Raw genomic sequence first — 18,497 nt, forward strand, 5'->3', positions numbered from 1 at the left:
ACCGCTCTCGGCGACGGCCTCCTCCACCAGCGCGGCGAGCTCCTCGTCGGAGAGCTGCGCGGGCAGGTACGCCTCCAGCACGGCCTGCTCGTCGAGCTCCGCCTGCGCCTGCTCCGCCCGCCCGGCGCCGCTGAACGCCTCGGCCGCCTCCCGGCGCTTCTTCGCCTCCTTGGCCAGCACCTTGACGACCTCGTCGTCGCTGAGCTCCCGGGCCGTCCTGCCCGAGACCTCCTCGACGTTCACGGCCGCGAGGGCCATGCGGATCGTGCGGGTGCGGATCTCGTCCCTGCTCTTCATGGAGACCGTGAGATCGGCCTTCAGCTTGTCCTTCAATGCGCTCATGCGGTCCATCTTGCCGCCTCACCAGCCCCGCTGTATCCCGAGTTTCCTTCGGGAGGCCGGATCCCGGGTGGGACTCGGGCATGATGAGGACGTGAGGAAAGCAGCCGCGGTGCCCCTGTCCCTGCTCGGTGCCGGCGTGGCCGGCCTCGCGTACGCCTCGATCGTCGAGCGCAACGCGTTCCGGCTGCGCCGCTTCGACGTGCCCGTCCTGGAGCCGGGACAGCGGCCGGTGCGCGTCCTGCACCTGTCCGACCTGCACCTCACCCCCGGCAGGCGGATGCTGATCGACTGGGTGCGCTCGCTGGGTGACCTCAACCCCGACCTGGTCGTCAACACCGGCGACTCCATCTCCCACCCCGACGCGATCGCGCCCCTCATGTACGCCCTGGAGCCCCTGCTGTCGCGGCCCGGCCTGTTCGTCTACGGCTCCAACGACATGTACGAGCCCCGGCCGAAGAACCCGGTCCGCTACCTGTGGCGCACCTCCAAGGCCGACTACGGGCAGAAGATCCCCACCCTTCCCTGGGAGGAGCTGGGCGCCGCCATGGCCGGCGAGGGCTGGCTGGACATGAACAACACCACCGCCCGGGTCAAGGCCGGCGATCTCGACGTGGCCGTGGGGGGCATCCACGACTCCCACATCAACCTCGATCGTTACGACCTGATCGCCGGTCCCGCCCCGGCCGAGGCCGACCTGCGCCTGGGCGTGATGCACTCGCCCGAGCCCCGCAACCTGACCCGCTTCGCCGCCGACGGCTACCAGCTGCTGCTCGCCGGTCACACCCACGGCGGGCAGCTCTGCATCCCCTTCTACGGCGCCCTCGTGACCAACTGCGGGATCGACCGGGCACGCGTCAAGGGCATGAGCCGCCACGACTCCGCCTACCTCCACGTCTCCGCCGGTCTGGGCACCAGCCCGTACGCCCCGGCCCGATTCTCCTGCTACCCCGAGGCCAGTCTGCTGACCCTCATGCCCCGTCGCCGTGGCGACGCAAGCACCCGCGAAGTCCGCTAGACTTTCCCAAGCACGAGCAAGACCAGACGTGCGAACGGGGTGTGGCGCAGCTTGGTAGCGCGCTTCGTTCGGGACGAAGAGGCCGCAGGTTCAAATCCTGTCACCCCGACGTTCTTTCCCGAGGTAGAGGGCCTGATCCGCCTAGCGGATCGGGCCTTTCTTCCGTTCATGGGAGATATCTGGGAGATGATCTTTATAGCCCTCCCCTCCCGCCAGATCGCCAGCTCGCGATCCAGGAACGGGATCTCCGACGTCGTGCAGAGTGTGAACAGCTCTTGAGCCGCTCTCCTCAGGGCTTTTATGACCTCGTCGCGACACCCGGCGCCATGACGATAGTCAGGAGCGATTCCCCACACCCGTGGGGAGGACGGCGGGGCCCGCTTGGCGCGCTGGACGCATCGGTTCACCCCCACGGGCGCGGGGAGGACGAGAGACAACCAGCCGGGCCGAAGAGTGCGCGCGGCTCACCCCCACGTGGGGGTGAGCCAGAGGTCGTGTCGGCCGCGGGGGCGGCGGGGAGGTAGTCCCCACGCCCGTGGGGGGTGAGCCGGCTCTTGGCTATGTGGACCCAAGTGGCGTGGAGTCGTCCCCACGCCCGTAAGGGTGAGCCGCTGGAGGAATGCGCGGAGGCCGTGCACAGCCGTCGTCCCCACACCCGTGGCAGTGACCTAGGAACTGGCCGTATCGGGACCCCACAAGCCCCTCATCGCCTCGTACGAGGCGATGAGGGGCTTTTCGCGCTACGCGTCCCGCCTCGAGCCGCACTGGCGGAGCGGGCCGTCTCAAGTTCGGCGAGATCGGTGACGGCGAATCGACCGTGCCATCTACGATCACCTCGCGCTCACCGTGAAAGGGACCACTTCCAAGGGCCGTCGTCGCCGCGCGTCATGGACGCATAGATCCGTTTCCACCTCTTCCGCTTCGGCGTGCGTGGCGTGGCGTGGCGTGGAAATCGTTGACTACCTGCAGCCGAGCTCCAACACCAGGGCGTCGTAGGGTCTGGCGTCAGGGGCAGGCCGGACAGGGCCGATCACCTTCCACCCCCAGCGCCGGTACATGTCGTAGGCCGGAGCCTGGGGATCGGACAGCAGCGTCGCGTAGGGGGCGTCCTGCTGCGCCAGCAGCGTCTCCAGGAGGCGCCGACCGATACCGACCCTTCGATACCCCCGGCGTACGTTCAGCTCGATCACGGCGAACTTGCGCGAATTGGCGATCTCGGCCGGTGGTGGAGTGGTTTCTCCACCCCACCAGCGGTCCGCCTCGAAGGTAAGACCGAAGCTGAACCCCACGAGTGTCGGTCCGGAGCGGGCCGACACCAGAACGAAGCCGGGGCTCTTCACCTGGCGGCCTGTGCGCTCGGCGTACCGGTCGGTGCTGTAGAGCGGCCCGGACAGGTACGGCGGTTCGGAGTAATTTTCCTGGTACAGGCCGACGTACTCCTCGTTGAGCACTTCGGCGGCGGCTTCACCCGTCAGGCATCGGTATTCGATGTCAGTCACATGTCCCCTTTGCTCGACGTTATGGCAAGACGTTCCCGAAATTGAGTAATAGCAGATTTCGTCTCGCGTCTCACCGGTACGGCATCAGCCACACCATGGGCAACATGCCGGACGAATTGCGTCACGTTTCCGGGCCCCAGACTTTCCACGATCGAGGCTGCGGCGTCGAGCCCTTCGTCCACCGATCCGTCCCGGACCGCTGAGGCCGCCCGGTGCAGGCCGATCTGCGCTATCTGCCGCGTGTGCTGCTGGGGGTAGGCGTTGAGCGCCTCCTGCTGGGCGAAGGGCGCGGCCGGGTCGCCCAGCGTGGTCAGCACGAGGGATCGGGTGTGCAGGAGCCGAGGTTCCCCCCACCCTTCGCTGTTCAACGTCGCCCGCGTCACGTCGTCGGGCAGCTTGGTGAACACGTCGGCCTGCCGCTCCAGGCTGGCGAGCGCCCCCTGTCGATCACCCATGAGGGTCAGCGCGTAGGCACGGGCGCACAACGCCTCCGCCGTGGCACGTCCCGGTCGCTTCTCGGTGAGCCCGATGGCGGTGTCCGCCCGCCGCAGGACCACGTTCAGCGGCCGGTTCTCGTAGAGCGCCTGGACGGCCTCCCAGGCGTGAGCCGCGGCGACGACCTCGTTCTCGCCGGTCTGTTCCGCGGCCCGGCGCGCCGCGTTCCACCAGTGCCGCGACTCCCGGGTCTCCCCGGCCAGCCCCAGCGCGTGAGCCAGCAAGAACGTCATGCGGGCGTTGACCCTCGCCCACCCGACCGCGTCCCGACTGGGCACGTCGGCCAGCGTCTGCTGCAGGCTCAGGACGTCCATCGACAGGTCACGGATCGTCTCGGCCAAGGGGCGCGAGATGACCCCGTGTCCGTATTCCGACGCGAGTTCCTCCCAGTCGGTCAGGCTGGGCCCGCCGAGTTGGGCGTTCACGATGGTACGTAGCCGCTCCAGCCCTGGCAGCAGGGTGGATGCGCCTGCTGCCGCAGCACCGAGGAGAAGACTCCTCCGTACATTGTCCATATCGACAGGATCAGGCAGGTCCGGCGATCCCGCCAGCGGAGCGGGCCCGGATTTGGTGGAGACCGCGAGCGCGTGCAGGGCCATCAGGATGCCGGCGGTGCCGAAAACCTTGTCCAGCCTCTCCACGGCATCGACCGGCGCGAGCTGGTCCCCCCGCTCCCACCGCCCCAGCGCAGACAGATCCACGTTGATTTGGCCGGCAATAGTGTCAAGGGTGTCACCGCGCTTCAATCTCAAGTTCCTGAGCATGGCTCCCAAAAGGTGTACGGGTGACTTTGTGGGATCAACCGCATCGGGATTACGAGGCATGACCACCCTCCGCTGATTTTGCTGATTTGGCCGATCCGATTATCCAAATCGAACCCCTGGATGGGTTCCACAGATGCGCCCACTATTACATGGAGAGCGTCACCGAACACAGGCCGTACGCCTCAATGAAGGCGTATGCCTTTTGTTCCTGCATTTCCATGAGAAGGGTGTGAGCGATGTCGACGGTACCTCGGAGACGCTCTCCCAGAAGCGGCGTCAGGCGACTCATCCCCCTGTTGGCCCGCGCTCATTGCATCAGCGCCGATGTGCAGCACTACCCCTACGACCGGGACGAGGTTCTCATGTCGGTCTGGGTGGGGCTGGTCATCCGCTACAACGGATACCGGTATCTGTGGAACGCCCCTACAGGCAGGCGCTACGGCCGCGGCCGACGCGTGGTACCTGCGCGCAGGCCGCTCCAGGCCGCGAGGCTACTGGCCGTTGACTGCGCCGTCCTCCGCCGGAAACTTGCGAATCGTGCGCTTCTCCCTCCTCCCCTCCTGTCGAACATGCTTCTCGAAGAGGTCCTGCGCGATCTTGGCGCGGTAAACCTCCCCTCTCTCTGCCTCCCGGGGCCACACCCCGGCGTGAAAGGAAATGGTGATGACCTCCGCCCTTCAGCACGACGTAGGCCTGATCGAGGCTGGCCACACGATCAACGTCCTCAGCGACCACCTGCACGAGCACCGGGTTTACCCGTCCGTGAGCTGTATCGACGGGGTGGTCAAACTGCACGCGGCCACCGTTGAGGTCAGCGTCCACCGCCTGCCCGGTGACGGGGCCTTGTCGTACCGATGGAAGGACAGCCGGCGAGGCGTGGACCATGGCGAGCACGAGTCGCCCGTCGACGACGTGCGGGCCGTGGCCGGCCAGATTGCCGCCGCCATCTACAAGACGCCGGACGAGCAGCCCGCCGCGTGAGACCGGCGCGGCGGTCGGGAATCCGGCTTGAGTCGCCGCGCCGCACCACCCCCTGGGTCACATCAGGGGAAGGGCGCAAAGGGCGGGCTCGCCGCGGACATACCCGGCGGACTCGACAGCGAACATACCCTGGCGCCCGCGCACCACAGCGCAGGTCTACCGCATCACCTGACCACCCTGGAAAAGGCTCCCTCCACAGCCGGATTTCGTCCTCCCCTCCGGCTCAGGGGCGCCAGCCGGGAGCCCGCCCCCCGTAACGGGCTCCCGGCCATCCGGCTCTGGCAACCCTTCGCCTTGACACCCTGAGAGCGAAATCGTCTTCTCACGCCGGTTGAGGGCGCTGCCAGATGGGTCCACACCCCGGGTGCCCGGACGCTGATCGGTGAGCTGCCGGCCCGGGGCGGGACCCCTGCAAGCTCCTCGCGAGCGGCGCGCCTGCCCATGAGGCCGCTCCCGGGGCGCCGCCATCCGGCGGCACAACACCGGCTCTGCCCTGAGCCGGAGCACTTCCGATCCACGTTCGACGAGCTGAAAGGGAAGACCCGCGATGAACATCAGCACGATGGGAGTGGCAACGCCGACCGGCGTTCTGCCCGAGAGTGACCTGGACGTCCGCATGCCGGAGCAGACCGACACCGGCGCGGTGGCCGACCTCGGCCCGTTCGACCTGAGGGTCGAGACGCTGGAGCAGGCCGACACCGCCGGTCTGATCAACATGACCGAGGACAACTGCGGAAGCACCTGCGGCGCCTGCGTCACCGGCGCCGCCTGACCGGGCCTCACCGTCCATCGGCCGGCGCCGCCGCGTGAAAGGTCTGCGTGGCGGTGTCGGCCTCCCCTCACTACTGCGCTGGAGGCATGCGTGCGCCCTTCCGATCACTCCCCGCGATTCGCGGCCACCGGTACGGCGCTGATGCGCGCGGTCGCCCACCCCAAGCTGAAACTGCCACCGTGGCCTGACCTGACCACTCCGGCGGCCGAACACGTCGCGTCCTGGCTGGACTGGCTACGACAGGTCTGGGCGATTGACACGGTCGCCGAAGCCCTCAGCCACGCCAGTCCTGGGCTCGCGGTACAGGTACGCACCCTGTGCGCCACCGAGGAGCCGAAGGTCCGCGAGACGCGCCGCGCCGTGCTGGCGGTGGCTCGCTACCTGAACCGCATGGTGGGGCGCCCCACCCCGTTCGGTCTGCTCGCCGGAGTCGCACCCGTCACCTTCGCCCAGCAGCCACGGTTACGGTCAGGGGCCGATCACCGAGTAATCGCCAGGGCCGGGGCGGAATGGCTGGCCGATATCATCGCGCGCCTGGAGAACACTCCTGCGCTGCTGGCCCGGTTACCGGTGGTCGCCAACTCCACCATGAGCGTACGCGGTGATCGCCTGATCGTGCCCTATCGGCTCAAGCGGCAGGCCGGACGCGGGACGGTGGCGGAGGAGGTCTCGCTGCGTCACACCGCCGCGGTGCGCGCCGCCGTGACGGCGGCCCGCGCTCCGATCCGTATGGAGGATCTGACCAGGACTCTCCAGGCGGAGTTCCCGGCCACCGCGTCAGCGCAGATCAGCGCCATGCTCACCGAGCTGGTCACACGAGGCGTCCTGATCACGAGCCTGCACGCGCCTGCCACGGAACCCGACGCGCTGGGGCACCTGCTGGAGCAACTGGAGGCGGCAGACGCTTCTACCGCCGTCGCGCCGGCCGCCGGTCTGGTCGATGCGCTGCGGGAGATTCACACGCTGTTGGAGCGCCACAACCACGCTGCCCCGCAAACCCGCGCGGTACGTGAGGAGGCCGCCGGGCGGATGCGGAGTGTGGCCCGCACGCGGCGGCATCCGCTCGCGGTAGACCTGCGGCTGGATACGACGCTCGTCCTGCCCGAGCTCGTTGCCCGCGAAGCCGAGCGGGCGGCATCGGCTTTGACGCGCCTGAGCAGCCACCCCTACGGCACCCGCGCCTGGAAGGACTACCACCAGCGCTTCTACGAGCGGTACGGGATCGGCGCGCTGGTGCCGGTGCTCGACGTCGTCGCCGACAGCGGCATCGGCTGGCCGGACGGGTATCCGGGCGCGGTGTCAGAAGAGCGGCCCGCACCGACAGCGCACCGCGACGAGGTGCTCCTGGCCCTGGCGCAGAAGGCGATCCTCGACGGGCATGACGAGATCGTCGTGGACGAGGCGCTGCTGTCGGCGCTGGACGCCGGCCCGAACCCTCCGCGCACGCCCCCGCACCTGGAGCTGTGCGTGCGCGTGCACGCCACCGGCCAGGAGGCGCTGACGCGCGGCGACGTCGAGTTGGAGGTCGTGTCGGTTTCCCGGGGCGCGGGCACCACGACGGGCCGCTTCCTGGCCGTGCTGGACCCCGACGCCCGAGCAGCGCACATCGCCGAACTTCACGCCGTTCCGGCCGGTGACCGGGAGACCCTGGTGGCCCAGGTGTCGTTTCCCCCGCTGGATCCGGCGTCCGCGCACGTGGCCCGTGCGGCACAGAGCGTGCCGCTGGTGATCAGCCTGGCCGAGCACCGCCCTCCCGACGATCAGGTGCTGACGGTGGGCGACCTTGCGGTGGGGTGCGATGGCCGCCGGATGTACCTGGCGGCGCCCGAGCGTGGCCATCGGGTGGAGGTCGTGGGGATGCACGCGCTGAACCTGCGTGTTCACACACCGCCGCTGGCACGGTTCCTGATCGAGCTGGGCCGCGCCCAGTACACCCAGGTGACCATGTTCGACTGGGGAGCCGCCACCCACCTGCCGGTTCTGCCGCGGGTTCGATACGGCCGCACCATCGTGTCAGCGGCTCGGTGGCGACTGGAAGCGGCCGAACTGCCCCGCCGGACCGCCTCCTGGACGGCGTGGAACGACGCGCTGACCTCCTGGCAGATACGGCGCCGCCTCCCACGGCGCGTCCACCTGATCGACAATGGCCGGCACCTCCCGCTGGACCTGGAGGTGATCGCACACCGGGTGCTGCTGCGCACCCATCTGGACACCGCGCCGCACGCGTTGCTGGTGCAGGCTCCTGCCCCGCAGGCGTCCGGCTGGTGTGAGGGGCGCGCTCACGAGGTCATCGTGCCGCTGACGGCCACCGCGCCGCCGCGGTGGCCACGTCTGCCTGCCCCCAACCCGGCACGGCTCGTCACCCGCGACCAGGGGCAGCCCCCGGCCGTCTCCCATGTGCTGCTGGTCAGCCTGTACGGCGACCTTCGCCGTCAAGACCTTCTGCTGACCGAGCACATGCCCGACCTGCTTGAGCGACTGGGCCGCCCCGAATGGTGGTATGTCCGTTACCGCGACCCCGATCAGCACCTTCGCCTGCGCATCGTCCTCCCCCGCCTGACCGGATTCGGCCCGGTCACGCGCACGGTGAGCCTGTGGGCCGACGAACTGCACCGGGACGGCCTGCTACGCGAGGTGCTCTACCCCACCTCCTATCCGGAGACCGGTCGCTGGGGCGGCGGGGCGGCGATGCCCGCTGCCGAGCAGGTCTTCGGCGCCGACTCCCGCGCCGTCCTCGCCCAGCTGCGCCTGGCGGAGCGGCCGGGCCCGCAAGCGCTGGTGGCCGCTCACAGCGTCGCGATCGCCGCGGCGTTCACCGGCGGCCTCACGGCGGGCATGCGGTGGCTCATCGACCACGTTCCCGCCGCCGCACCGTCACCGATTCCGCGCGCGGTGTTCAAGGAGGCGGTCCTGATCGCCGATCCCCGTGAGGACTGGGCGGCGCTGCGCGCGGCCCCGGGCGGTGCCACCGTCGTCGCCGCCTGGGCGCCGCGCGCTCATGCGCTGGCCGTCTACCGCACCCACCTGCTCGGCCCGGACACTGAGGGCGTCCACCCCGACGATGTTCTGAGTTCCTTGCTGCATGTGCATTTCGTGCGCGCCGTCGGCATCGACTTTCCCTACGAGGCCGAGTGCATGTACCTGGCCCGCGCCGCCGCCCTGGCCTGGTGGGGCCGCGCCTTCGGCGGCATCCGGTGACCGGCGCGCACCCGGCCCGGGATCTGGCGGTCCTGATCGCCGACAGGCTGGCTCACCCTGACGTCATACCCGACCTGCCGGTCACCAAGGCGTGGTGGCGGCAACTGCTCGCTCACGGAGCGCCGGGCATCGCCCTGCTGCACATCGAGCTCGCCGCGGCCGAGGTGCGACCATGGCGACGCGTCCACGACTGGCTCACCCACGCCACCCGCATCCAGATCACCACCGGCCCGGACAGCCACCTGTTCTACGGGGCGCCCGCCCTGGCTCATGCTCTGGCGTGTGCCGCCGCCACCCGGTCTGGTTCCTACGAGAAGGCCCTGGCCGCCCTCGACGCGAAGATCACCGCTGACGCGCGGCGCCGCGTTGATGCCGCGCACGCACGCATCGATGGAGGCCACCTGCCTGCCATGACCGAGTTCGACACGATCCGGGGCCTGGCGGGTATCGGCTCCTACCTGCTGCGCCGCGCCCCCGACAGCGCGACGCTCCGCGCTGTCCTGAAGTACCTGGTGCGCTTGACCGAGCCCGTGACCGTCGGTGGTGAGACGTTGCCGGGCTGGTGGACGACCACGGCCCCCTCCGCCCGTTTCAGCGACCGCTTTCCCGGTGGCCACGGCAACTGCGGCATGGCCCACGGCATCGGTGGACCCTTGGCGCTACTGGCACTCGCCGCGCTGCGGGACGTCACCGTGGACGGCCACCGGGAAGCGATCGGCCGGATCATCGCCTGGTACGACCGGTGGCGCCGCGACACGGACGCGGGCCCGGTCTGGCCGTACTGGGTCACCCGCTCCCAGCTACGCGCCGATCGCCTGGATCCTGTCGGCCCGCTGCGCCCGTCATGGTGCTACGGCACCGCCGGCGTGGGCCGCGCCCTGCAGCTCGCCGCGCTGGCCACCGGCGACGCCGGCCGCCGGAACATGGCCGAGGATGCACTGGTGCGGGCGCTGGCCGATCCCGGCCAACTCGCCGCGACCACCGACTCCTCCCTGTGCCATGGCTACGCCGGACTCGCTCACATCGCCGCCCGCGCCGCAGATGACGCCGTCCCGGCCGCCGCCACCCGGCTGCGTGCCCTGATCCCGGCCCTGCTGAACGCGGTGCATCCTCCCGGAGCCGATCCCCGGCGCACGGCCGCGACCTTGCGGGACGAACCGGGTCTGCTCGACGGCACCGCGGGAACCGCCCTGGCCAGCCTCACCCCCAGTAGCAACGCCCTACCGCGGTCCGGCTGGGATGCCTGTCTGCTGATCATCTGACCACCCGCGACCGCCCTACCGTGTGAGGAGGCCCTGATGTCGGCCCATTGGCGGCAGTACACCATCACCTTCCCCGATCCCGACAGCGCCCAGCAGGTCATGGCACACGAGATCGGACCGGTTCTGTCCGCGGCCCAGGCCGCCGGTCACGTCCGCCTGTGGTGGTTCCTGCGTAAGCACTCCTGGCGGGTCCGCTATCTGCCCGGTGAGCCCGGCTACGCCGCCATCGACAGCCTGCTGGACGCGCTGGCCGACGCCGGCCTGATTCTCCGCTGGATGCCCGGGGTCTACGAGCCCGAGACCGTGGCGTTCGGCGGGCGTCTGGGGATGAAGGTGGCGCACGAGCTGTTCCATCACGACAGCCGGTATGTACTCTTTCGCGCCGCCACCCCCACCGTCCCGCCCTTGGGGATGCGGGAGACCACGGTCGTGCTGTGCAGCGCGATGATGCGTGGCGCGGGCCTGGACCGGTACGAGCAGGGCGATGTCTGGGCCAAGGTCGCCGCCCTACGTCCCAAGGAGCGTTCCACGGCCCCACCCGGGCGAGATGCCTCACTCCAGGAGGCGATGCACCGGCTCATGACCGTCGACGCTCACGCCCTGTGCAACTCGGTGGACGGCGCGCTGGCCGGCTACGAGGGGTGGATCACCGCTTTTGAGCAGACCGGACGCACCCTGGCCGGCCAGGCACATCAGGGGCGGCTGGATCGGGGCTTGCGCGCCGTTCTGGCCCACCACGTCATCTTCCACGCCAACCGTGCGGCTCTGTCGGTGATCGACCAATCCACCATGGCTGCGCTGGCGGTGGACACCGTGTTCGGGGCGAGTGGAGACGTCACGTTCCCGTTCGCCGCCCATCCCATCACTAAGGTTGCCCGAATGACTCATCTAACTACCATCAGTGACAACACATCTGCTGAGCGGCTCCGAGGCGTCCTGACCGACCGGCTGTGCTCTCAGGGCATCATCAGCGACCCTGCGGTCGAGGCCGCCTTTCGGCGCATCCCCCGCGAGCTCTTCGTCCCCGGCGTACCACTCGACCAGGTGTACGACGACAACGCCGTCTACACCAAGACGAGCGCCTCGGGCGCCTGGCTCAGCGCCGCCTCCCAGCCCAGGATCGTCGCCATGATGCTCCACCAGCTCGCCGCGCGGCCCGGCATGCGGGTCCTGGAGGCAGGAGCCGGAACGGGAGTCAACGCCGCCTACCTGGCCGACCTCGTCGGCGAGTGCGGCCATGTCGTCACGATCGACGTCGACGCCGACCTCGTGGACGGCGCCCGGAACCACCTGGTCGCTGCGGGCGTGACCAACGTGGAGGTCGTCCTCGGCGACGGTGCGCTCGGCCATCCCGCCGAAGCCCCCTACGACCGGGTGATCGCGACCGTGGGCGCGTTCGAGGTGCCGGCCGCGTGGCTGAAGCAGCTCACCCCTGAAGGGCGCCTGGTCGTGCCGCTGCGCCTGCGCGGCGCCGCCGCCCGCAGCATCGCCTTCGAGCGCGCGAAGGACTGCTGGCGCAGTGTGGGCAGCGAGCTGGCGATCTTCATGCCGCTGCGCGGCGGGATCGGTGACGACACGCAACGCGCCGTCGCACTCACCCCGGCCGCAGAGGTGGCACTGGTGAGCCGCAAGGACCAGACGGTCGCCGATCAGGCGCTGGCCGGCGTGCTGGAGACCGATCGCCATGAGATCTGGACGGGAGTGTTTTTCCCGCCCATGACGTCCTTCGAGTGGATGGACCTGTGGCTGGCCTGCACGCTCGACAACTCGTTGATGCGAATGAACGTCCAGGCTCCGGCCATCGAGCGCGGCCTGGTCTCCCCGATGTTCGAGTGGGGGGCGATGGCCACCACTCGAGACGCCGATCTGGCCTACCTCACGATCCGCCCCGCCACCCCCTCACCGGTCAACGGTGGCAAGCTGTACGAGGTCGGCGTCGTCGGACACGGTCCCACCGGTCACGACCTCGCAGAGCTGGTGGGCGAGCAGATCCGGACCTGGGATGCGAACTACCGGGAGCGCAGCGTGCGTTTCGAGCTCCCCGACAGCCCGGCGACCGCCGACCCGGCCGTGGGCCGGTTCGTCCTGGAGCGTCCGCGCCACCCCATCACCGTCATCTGGGAGTGAAGGGAGGACGTGCGTGGATTCCACCGGCCCGATAGCGCGCCGGTTCCCGCTCGTCGCACGGGCACGCCCGGCCTGTACCCAGCTCGACGTCCGCATCGGCGAGTTGTGCGCTCTGGCTGAGGCGGCCCGGCGCGACGGTGACCCGACGAAGGCCTCCGTCGTCTTCAACCAGGCCGCGCTGCTCGCCTCCGACGTCGACCTGCCGGACCTCGCGCGGGCCTGGTGTCACCGCCATGCCGAGCTGTGCCTGCGCGCCTGTCCCCTGGGCGCGCAGGCCGCACGCCGCGCGCTGGAGCCACTTGTCAACCTCGCTCGACTGCGTATCCGCGACGGCGACGGCGACGCTGCCCTACAGCTCCTGAGCGACCTGTTCGAGGCCGTGACCGCCCGCGTCGACACCGTCGTGGACGGCCTGCCGGTGCCGGCGGCGACGCTCACCACGACTGCGGACGATCACCGTGAGGTACGCCGGTGGCTGTGGGGCGCCCTGCTGGCCGAGGGAGCCCGCGCCCTGACCGGCGCGGGCCGCTGGCAGGACGCGCTCACCCACCTTCGGCGGCACAACGGCATCGGCCGGCGGATGCTGGACGGCCGTCAGGTCGAGGTCATCGCGACCGCCACGGCGGGCGACGCGCACGGCGCCTTGACCCTGCTCGCGAGCACCCTTCCCGGTGAGCCTTGGGAGAACGCGGTGACCGCCTGCCTGACGGTGCTGTGCCACCGTGACGGCCATCGGCCGGTCGAGCTCGATCTGGATGTGATGCTGGACCGCTACCGGCAGCTCGTTCCCGCACCGGGCCTGGCGGTGTTCGGCGCGCGCCTGGGCATGGTGGCGTTCGACGCGGCTGAGCGCGCGAGACATCCCGGGGCTGGGAAGGTCGCCACCGAGCTGATTCAGCGGGCGGTGGCGTCCCGCGACGGATACGCGGCGCGTGAGGTGCTGGCCCATGAAAGGTGCGCCATGATGCTCACCGTCGAGCAGGCGCGGGAGCTCGCCGACGTCCTGAACATCTGCGCGCTGGGATGTCAGATGCTGCCCGCACGGCTGGAGGTCGATCTGTCGGCTGCACTCGACGTCAGCGAAGCGGTGCTCTCCACAGCAGGAAGGCGTGGCCAGCGGTTAGCGTCGGAGGATGAGCGAGCGGTTCCGTGATCCCGGCACGTCCTGGTACGACCTGCTGGCCGATGAGATCCTGATGCGCTGCCCCCGCTGCGACGGCCGCGCCTCGGTCCTGCCCCTGCCGGGCGGCACGGAGTCCGGGATCTTCGCGCCGCGCAGGCTGCTCTGCCCGGCCTGCGGGTACGTCCGCGGCTGGGAGGGCGACCGGGTCGGCCGGTACGACGAGCCGACCGATCCCTATTTCCGCCTCCCCCTCTGGCTGAGGTCGCCGTGCTGCGGGCAGACGCTCTGGGCGTACGGGCGACGGCACCTCGATCTGCTGGAGGAGCACGTGGCCGCCCGGCGGCGGGAGCGCCCGTTGCCCGCCGACACCCCGGGCGGGAACCGCGGCAGGCCACGGACGCTGGTGCAGTCTCTGCCCGGCTGGATCACGAGCGCGAAGCATCGCGAGGAGATCCTCCGCGCCGTCGCGCGCCTGCGCGCCACCCTGGACGTTCCCTGACCGGCGGGATCGGCGGGAGGCGTCCTCCGGCGTGCGAGAAGCCTGCCCGCCGCTAACCCGGCGCCTCGATCCCGCTTGGCGCGGATGCGATGGTTCAGCGAGATGTCAACACGTGAACACCATGATGATCTCCCTTTGATCCTGGAATATGCGACAGTAGGGTGGTCGCGTGCCGATGTACCGGATCGGTGCGGTGAGCCGGTGAGGAGCCCCTGTTGTTGCGGCGTCTTTCCCGCAGGGCCGTCACGGCCTCCATCGTCCTCACGCTCGCCGCGTGCCTGTCCGGCTGCGGGTCCGGCGCCCAGGGTTCCCCTTCCGAGGCGCCCGGGACGGTGACGGTGTTCGCCGCCGCGTCGCTGACCGGGACCTTCACCGAGCTCGGCAGGATCTTCGAGGAGGCACACCCGGGCACCCGGGTGCGCCTCAATTTCGGCTCCAGCGCCACCCTGGCCCAGCAGATCGTGCAGGGCGCCCCGGCCGACGTCTTCGCCGCCGCGAGCCCCGCCACGATGCGGACGGTCACCGACGCCTCCCGCGCCGCCGCCCCGGTCACCTTCGCCCGCAACACCCTGCAGATCGCCGTCCCGGCCGGCAATCCCGCCGGGGTGGACGCCCTGGAGGACCTGGCCGACCCCGGGGTCAAGGTCGCCCTGTGCGCCGGGCAGGTGCCCTGCGGGGCCGCCGCCGCCGCGGTGCTGGGAGCGGCGGGGGTGAAGGTCGTTCCGGTCACGCTGGAACAGGACGTCAAGGCCGTCCTGACCAAGGTCGAGCTAGGGGAGGTGGACGCCGCCCTGGTCTACCGGACCGACGTGCTCGCCTCGGCGGGCAGGGTCCGGGGCGTCGACTTCCCCGGGGCGGACGAGACGGTCAACGACTACCCGATCGCGACGCTCTCCGCCGGGCCCGCGCCCGAGGCGGCGAGGCGGTTCGTCGACCTGGTGCTGTCCCAGCGGGGCAGGGACGTGCTGTCCAAGGCCGGTTTCCGGCTCCCCTGAGCGCCCGCGCTCCCTCGGCGGGCGGTCAGAGCGGCAGGGTCAGCGGTCCTGACCCAGGCCGGCCGCGTGGAGCATGGTCTGGAACTTGGCGGTGGTCTCGGCGAGCTCGCTCTCCGGGACCGAGCCGGCGACGATGCCCGCCCCGGCGAAGAGGCGCATGGTCCGGTCGGCCACCTCGGCGCAGCGGATCGTCACGACCCACTCGCCGTCGCCGTGGATGTCGCCCCACCCGACCAGTCCGGCGTACAGGCCGCGGTCGAACGGTTCGATCTCCTCGATGGCCCGGCGCGCGGCGCGCGCGGGCGTGCCGCAGACGGCGGGGGTGGGGTGCAGCAGGGTGGCCAGCTCCAGCGAGGTGACCGACGGGTCGTCGAGCACGCCGGTGATCCGGGTCGACAGGTGCCACATGGAGGCGGTGGACAGCAGCGACGGCCCGGCCGGGACGTCCAGGTCGCGGCAGTGGGGGCGCAGGGCCTCCACGATGTCCTCGATCACCAGGGCGTGCTCGCGCAGGTCCTTGTCCGAGGCGAGCAGGGCGCGGGCCCGTGCGGAGTCCACGGCGGCATCGGGGTGGCGGGGGGCGGACCCGGCCAGCGGGTTCGTGGTGATCCGGCGGCCGGAGCGGGCCACGAGCAGTTCGGGGCTGGCTCCCAGCAGCGTGCGGCGGCCCGTGCCGGGCCGTCCGCCGCCGGCGGGCAGGTCGACCGCGTAGCCGTAGGCCCGCGGGTCGCGGCGTATCAGGTTGCGCAGGACGCCGCGGACGTCGACGGGCGCGCCCAGGGTGACGTCCAGGGCGCGGGCCAGCACGATCTTCTCGAGTTCCCCGGCGGTGAGCCTGGCCAGGGCCCTCTCGACGCCGCGCAGGTAGTCGCTGGGGGCCGGTACCGGGCCGAACGCGGTGAGCGTGCCGGCGACCGGTTCGGGGCCGGCCGGGAGAGCGGCCGCCGGGCCCGTCCAGCGGACGGCGGCGGGCACCAGCAGGCGGGCGGGGCGGTCCTCGCGGAAGGGCACCGCGCCCACCACCATCGGGGCTGGATGACCGGCCTCCTCGGCCTGGCGCAGGGCGGAGGCGACGCGTCCTCGCAGGTCGGCGGTGGTGGAGTCGGGGACCTCCCGGCACACCCCCCGGGCGAGGAGGGTGCGGGCCGGGGAGGCGAAGAAGAAGGCCCCGGGTTCGTAGTCGCCCAGCAGGTCGGGCGTTCTGGGCATGGTCAGGGTGTCGTTCGGCGACATGGCGAGGGGTTCTCCTGTCGGGAGGGATCCGGGAACGATGGAGGTCCGAAGAAAACGGGATCGGACATAAGGGCATCGCAGGGGGAGAACGCGCGCTAGGAGCGGAGCGTGGCGCCCCCGTCGACGTACAGGTCCTGCATGGTGATGTGCCGGGCACGGTCGGAGGCCAGGAAGAGCACGGCGTCCGCGATGTCCTCGGGGGCGGCCAGCCTGCCCAGGGGGATGCCCACCCGGAAGGTGGCCGGCGAGCCGTCGACGATTGTGCGGGCGTCGTGCCCGCCGGTCCACAGGGCGCGCTGCATGGGGGTGTCGGTCGAGCCGGGCGACACCACGTTGCACCGGATGCCGTACGGCGCCAGCTCCAGGCCGAGGCACTTGGTGAACTGCGCGGCGGCGGCCTTGGAGGCGGCGTAGGCCGCCATGTTCATCCGGGGCACGCCCGCCGCGTTGGAGCTCACGGTGACGATCGCCCCGGATCTGCGGGGGATCATCCGGCGGGCGACCGCGCGGCAGAGGTGGAAGACACCGCCGGTGTTGACCGCGAAGGTGCGCGCCCACTCGTCGTCGCCGATGGTGACGGCGGGTCCCGAACAGTGCACTCCGGCCACGTTGACGAGCAGCCCGATCGGGCCGAGGTCGGTCTCGACGCGCGCGATCACGTCGTCGACGGCCGCGCTGTCGGCGACCTGGCAGGTGTAGGGGACGGCGGCGCCGAGTCCGGCGGCGACCCGCCGGACCCGCTCGGTGTCGATGTCGAGCGCCGCGACGCGCGCACCCGCCCCCGTCAGGGCGCGCGCCACCGCCTCGCCGATGCCCTGCGCCGCACCGGTGACCACGGCCACCACGCCGTCCGTCACCGCGCCGTCCCCCGTCATGTCTCCGCCCTGCTCCCGACCGTGTCCGCCTGTGCGGTAGGAAGGCTAGTGCCATCACTTTGGGTGGCGCAGCAAAAACTTATAGTTACTTTTCGCAGATCGGCAGGACATTCGGACGCTTGGGAGGAACGGCCGGATCGCGGGGAGGGCCGGGGACCGTGCCGGCCGGAGAAGGAAGAAGAGCGGTGCGGGCCGGGGCCCGCACCGCCGATTCAAAAGGGTCGCCGCCCGCGCCGCGCGTGACGACGATCAGGACGGGTCGCCGCCCGTTCCCCGCGTGATGGTCAGGACGGGTTGCCGTCCGCGCCGCACTTGATGATCGGGCGGATGCAGTTGCGCACCCGGCGCTCCATCTCCGCGACGGGCCAGGCGTTGAAGAAGTCGCCGTGCATGGTGTACCCGGGGCCGGAGGCGAGGCGGAACCGCGCCGGGTCGCCGTTGACCGGGTAGCGCAGCACCTGGCGGAGCTTGGGCACCGGCACCGGGTGCGAGGCCGGGCAGGTCCCGCCCACCGGGTAGGACATGTGGCTCTTGTGGTCGGCCGAGTCGAGGTCCCTGCCGTTCCAGCACTGCGGGAAGTCCAGGTAGGACTCCAGCATCGTGCCGGCCGGGCAGTTCACGAAGTTCTTCGAGGCGCCCACGTGCCCGGCGTGCAGGCACGACCAGCGCGCGATCGTGTTGTCGTTCGGCCCGGTCGCCCTGGCGTTGCCCGCGACGATCCGCAGGCCGAGCGGGAGCGGCTGGATCCGCGCGATCACGTCGTCGCGCACGCCCTCACCCAGGTAGTAGAACGTGGTCCCGGTCGGTTCCACCGGGGTGTCGCCGTTGTAGAGGGTCGGCACCCAGTACGACGACAGGTCGACGCGCGGGTTGCAGTTGCTGGGAGAGCTCTGCAGGCTCGCCAGCGTCGTGTGCGCGTTGGTGGTGGTGCTGCCGAAGAAGCTGTGCATGTGCGAGGCGCCGGGCAGCCCCGGGAAGATGATCGGGTCGTCGGGCAGCCGGTGGCTGAACGGGCAGTCGGCGAGGAACTCCGACACCCGCACGACGGCGGAGGACGAGCCGGAGGCCGCGGAGGAGGACGAGGCCCCGGACGAAGCCCCGGACGAGGACGCGGACGAGGCGGCGGCCTGTGACCGTGACGCCGTGCCGGCCTGGGCGGGCAGGACCGCCAGTGACGTGCCGAGCAGCGCCCCCAGCGCGAGGGCGAGGGTCAGCGGGCGTGACCGGCGCCGGAGCGCGCCGGGGAGCAGGAGCGGACGCATGGGTGACTCCTTTGCTGGGTCCTCCGGTACGGCTCGGCGGGAGCCGTACCGGAGC

The 18,497-nt window shown here is 70.8% G+C and carries 15 protein-coding genes and 1 tRNA gene; 10 read left to right on the forward strand and 6 right to left on the reverse strand.

From position 1 onward, the window contains the following. On the reverse strand, window positions 1–342 hold a 342-nt coding region (locus AB0G16_RS16695; RefSeq protein ID WP_362805327.1), incomplete at its 3' end, for a GatB/YqeY domain-containing protein. Between the two features lie 91 nt (window positions 343–433). Here AB0G16_RS16695 and AB0G16_RS16700 point away from each other — a divergent pair. Both AB0G16_RS16700 and AB0G16_RS16705 read left to right on the forward strand, forming a co-directional pair. Next, a complete protein-coding gene (locus AB0G16_RS16700) occupies window positions 434–1,357 on the forward strand; it encodes a metallophosphoesterase (RefSeq protein ID WP_362805329.1) in 924 nt (307 codons plus the stop codon). A gap of 35 nt (window positions 1,358–1,392) precedes the next feature. Then, a tRNA-Pro gene (locus AB0G16_RS16705) sits at window positions 1,393–1,466 on the forward strand. 850 nt (window positions 1,467–2,316) lie between these two features. Here the strand turns inward: AB0G16_RS16705 and AB0G16_RS16710 are convergent. Continuing rightward, window positions 2,317–2,856, reverse strand: coding sequence for a GNAT family N-acetyltransferase (locus tag AB0G16_RS16710; protein WP_362805331.1), 540 nt, complete (start codon window positions 2,854–2,856; stop codon window positions 2,317–2,319). Next, window positions 2,853–4,175: a helix-turn-helix transcriptional regulator gene (locus tag AB0G16_RS16715; RefSeq protein WP_362805333.1), complete on the reverse strand. Its 1,323-nt coding sequence runs from the start codon at window positions 4,173–4,175 to the stop codon at window positions 2,853–2,855. Before AB0G16_RS16715 ends, AB0G16_RS16710 begins: the two co-directional genes overlap by 4 nt. Window positions 4,176–4,778: 603 nt before the next feature. On the opposite strand from AB0G16_RS16715, the gene AB0G16_RS16720 reads away from it, so the two are divergent. The 8 genes from AB0G16_RS16720 (at window position 4,779) to modA (ending at window position 15,072) form a co-directional block, all read left to right on the forward strand. Then, the gene (locus AB0G16_RS16720) at window positions 4,779–5,096 is read left to right on the forward strand and encodes a hypothetical protein (protein ID WP_362805335.1); all 318 of its coding nucleotides are present in this window, start codon (window positions 4,779–4,781) and stop codon (window positions 5,094–5,096) included. A 547-nt stretch (window positions 5,097–5,643) separates the two neighbouring features. After that, on the forward strand, window positions 5,644–5,868 hold the full coding sequence (locus AB0G16_RS16725) for an FxLD family lanthipeptide (protein ID WP_362805337.1): 225 nt from the start codon (window positions 5,644–5,646) through the stop codon (window positions 5,866–5,868). A gap of 90 nt (window positions 5,869–5,958) precedes the next feature. Further along, window positions 5,959–9,066, forward strand: coding sequence for a lantibiotic dehydratase (locus tag AB0G16_RS16730; protein ID WP_362805339.1), 3,108 nt, complete (start codon window positions 5,959–5,961; stop codon window positions 9,064–9,066). Continuing rightward, entirely contained in the window at window positions 9,063–10,328 is a 1,266-nt protein-coding gene (locus AB0G16_RS16735) for a lanthionine synthetase C family protein (protein WP_362805341.1), read from the forward strand. Before AB0G16_RS16730 ends, AB0G16_RS16735 begins: the two co-directional genes overlap by 4 nt. A gap of 36 nt (window positions 10,329–10,364) precedes the next feature. Next, the gene (fxlM, locus tag AB0G16_RS16740) at window positions 10,365–12,455 is read left to right on the forward strand and encodes a methyltransferase, FxLD system (RefSeq protein ID WP_362805343.1); all 2,091 of its coding nucleotides are present in this window, start codon (window positions 10,365–10,367) and stop codon (window positions 12,453–12,455) included. 13 nt (window positions 12,456–12,468) lie between these two features. Further along, entirely contained in the window at window positions 12,469–13,608 is a 1,140-nt protein-coding gene (locus AB0G16_RS16745; RefSeq protein WP_362805345.1) for a hypothetical protein, read from the forward strand. Next, window positions 13,589–14,077 (forward strand): hypothetical protein, encoded by a 489-nt coding sequence (locus AB0G16_RS16750; protein ID WP_362805347.1) that lies wholly within the window; start codon window positions 13,589–13,591, stop codon window positions 14,075–14,077. The genes AB0G16_RS16745 and AB0G16_RS16750 overlap by 20 nt, the downstream gene beginning before the upstream one ends. Window positions 14,078–14,292: 215 nt before the next feature. Next, window positions 14,293–15,072 (forward strand): molybdate ABC transporter substrate-binding protein, encoded by a 780-nt coding sequence (gene modA / locus AB0G16_RS16755; RefSeq protein WP_362805349.1) that lies wholly within the window; start codon window positions 14,293–14,295, stop codon window positions 15,070–15,072. 39 nt (window positions 15,073–15,111) lie between these two features. Here the strand turns inward: modA and dhbC are convergent, their stop codons facing one another. The 3 genes from dhbC to AB0G16_RS16770 form a co-directional block, all read right to left on the reverse strand. Next, window positions 15,112–16,305: an isochorismate synthase DhbC gene (gene dhbC, locus AB0G16_RS16760; RefSeq protein WP_362805351.1), complete on the reverse strand. Its 1,194-nt coding sequence runs from the start codon at window positions 16,303–16,305 to the stop codon at window positions 15,112–15,114. Window positions 16,306–16,400: 95 nt separating this feature from the next. Next, complete coding sequence (locus tag AB0G16_RS16765; RefSeq protein WP_362805353.1) at window positions 16,401–17,180, reverse strand: 2,3-dihydro-2,3-dihydroxybenzoate dehydrogenase; 780 nt, start codon at window positions 17,178–17,180, stop codon at window positions 16,401–16,403. Window positions 17,181–17,464: 284 nt separating this feature from the next. Continuing rightward, window positions 17,465–18,442 (reverse strand): DUF1996 domain-containing protein, encoded by a 978-nt coding sequence (locus AB0G16_RS16770; protein ID WP_362805355.1) that lies wholly within the window; start codon window positions 18,440–18,442, stop codon window positions 17,465–17,467. Window positions 18,443–18,497 lie beyond the last annotated feature (55 nt).

It is taken from the genome of Streptosporangium sp. NPDC023615 (assembly GCF_040640155.1).
In the GTDB taxonomy this organism is placed as follows: domain Bacteria; phylum Actinomycetota; class Actinomycetes; order Streptosporangiales; family Streptosporangiaceae; genus Streptosporangium.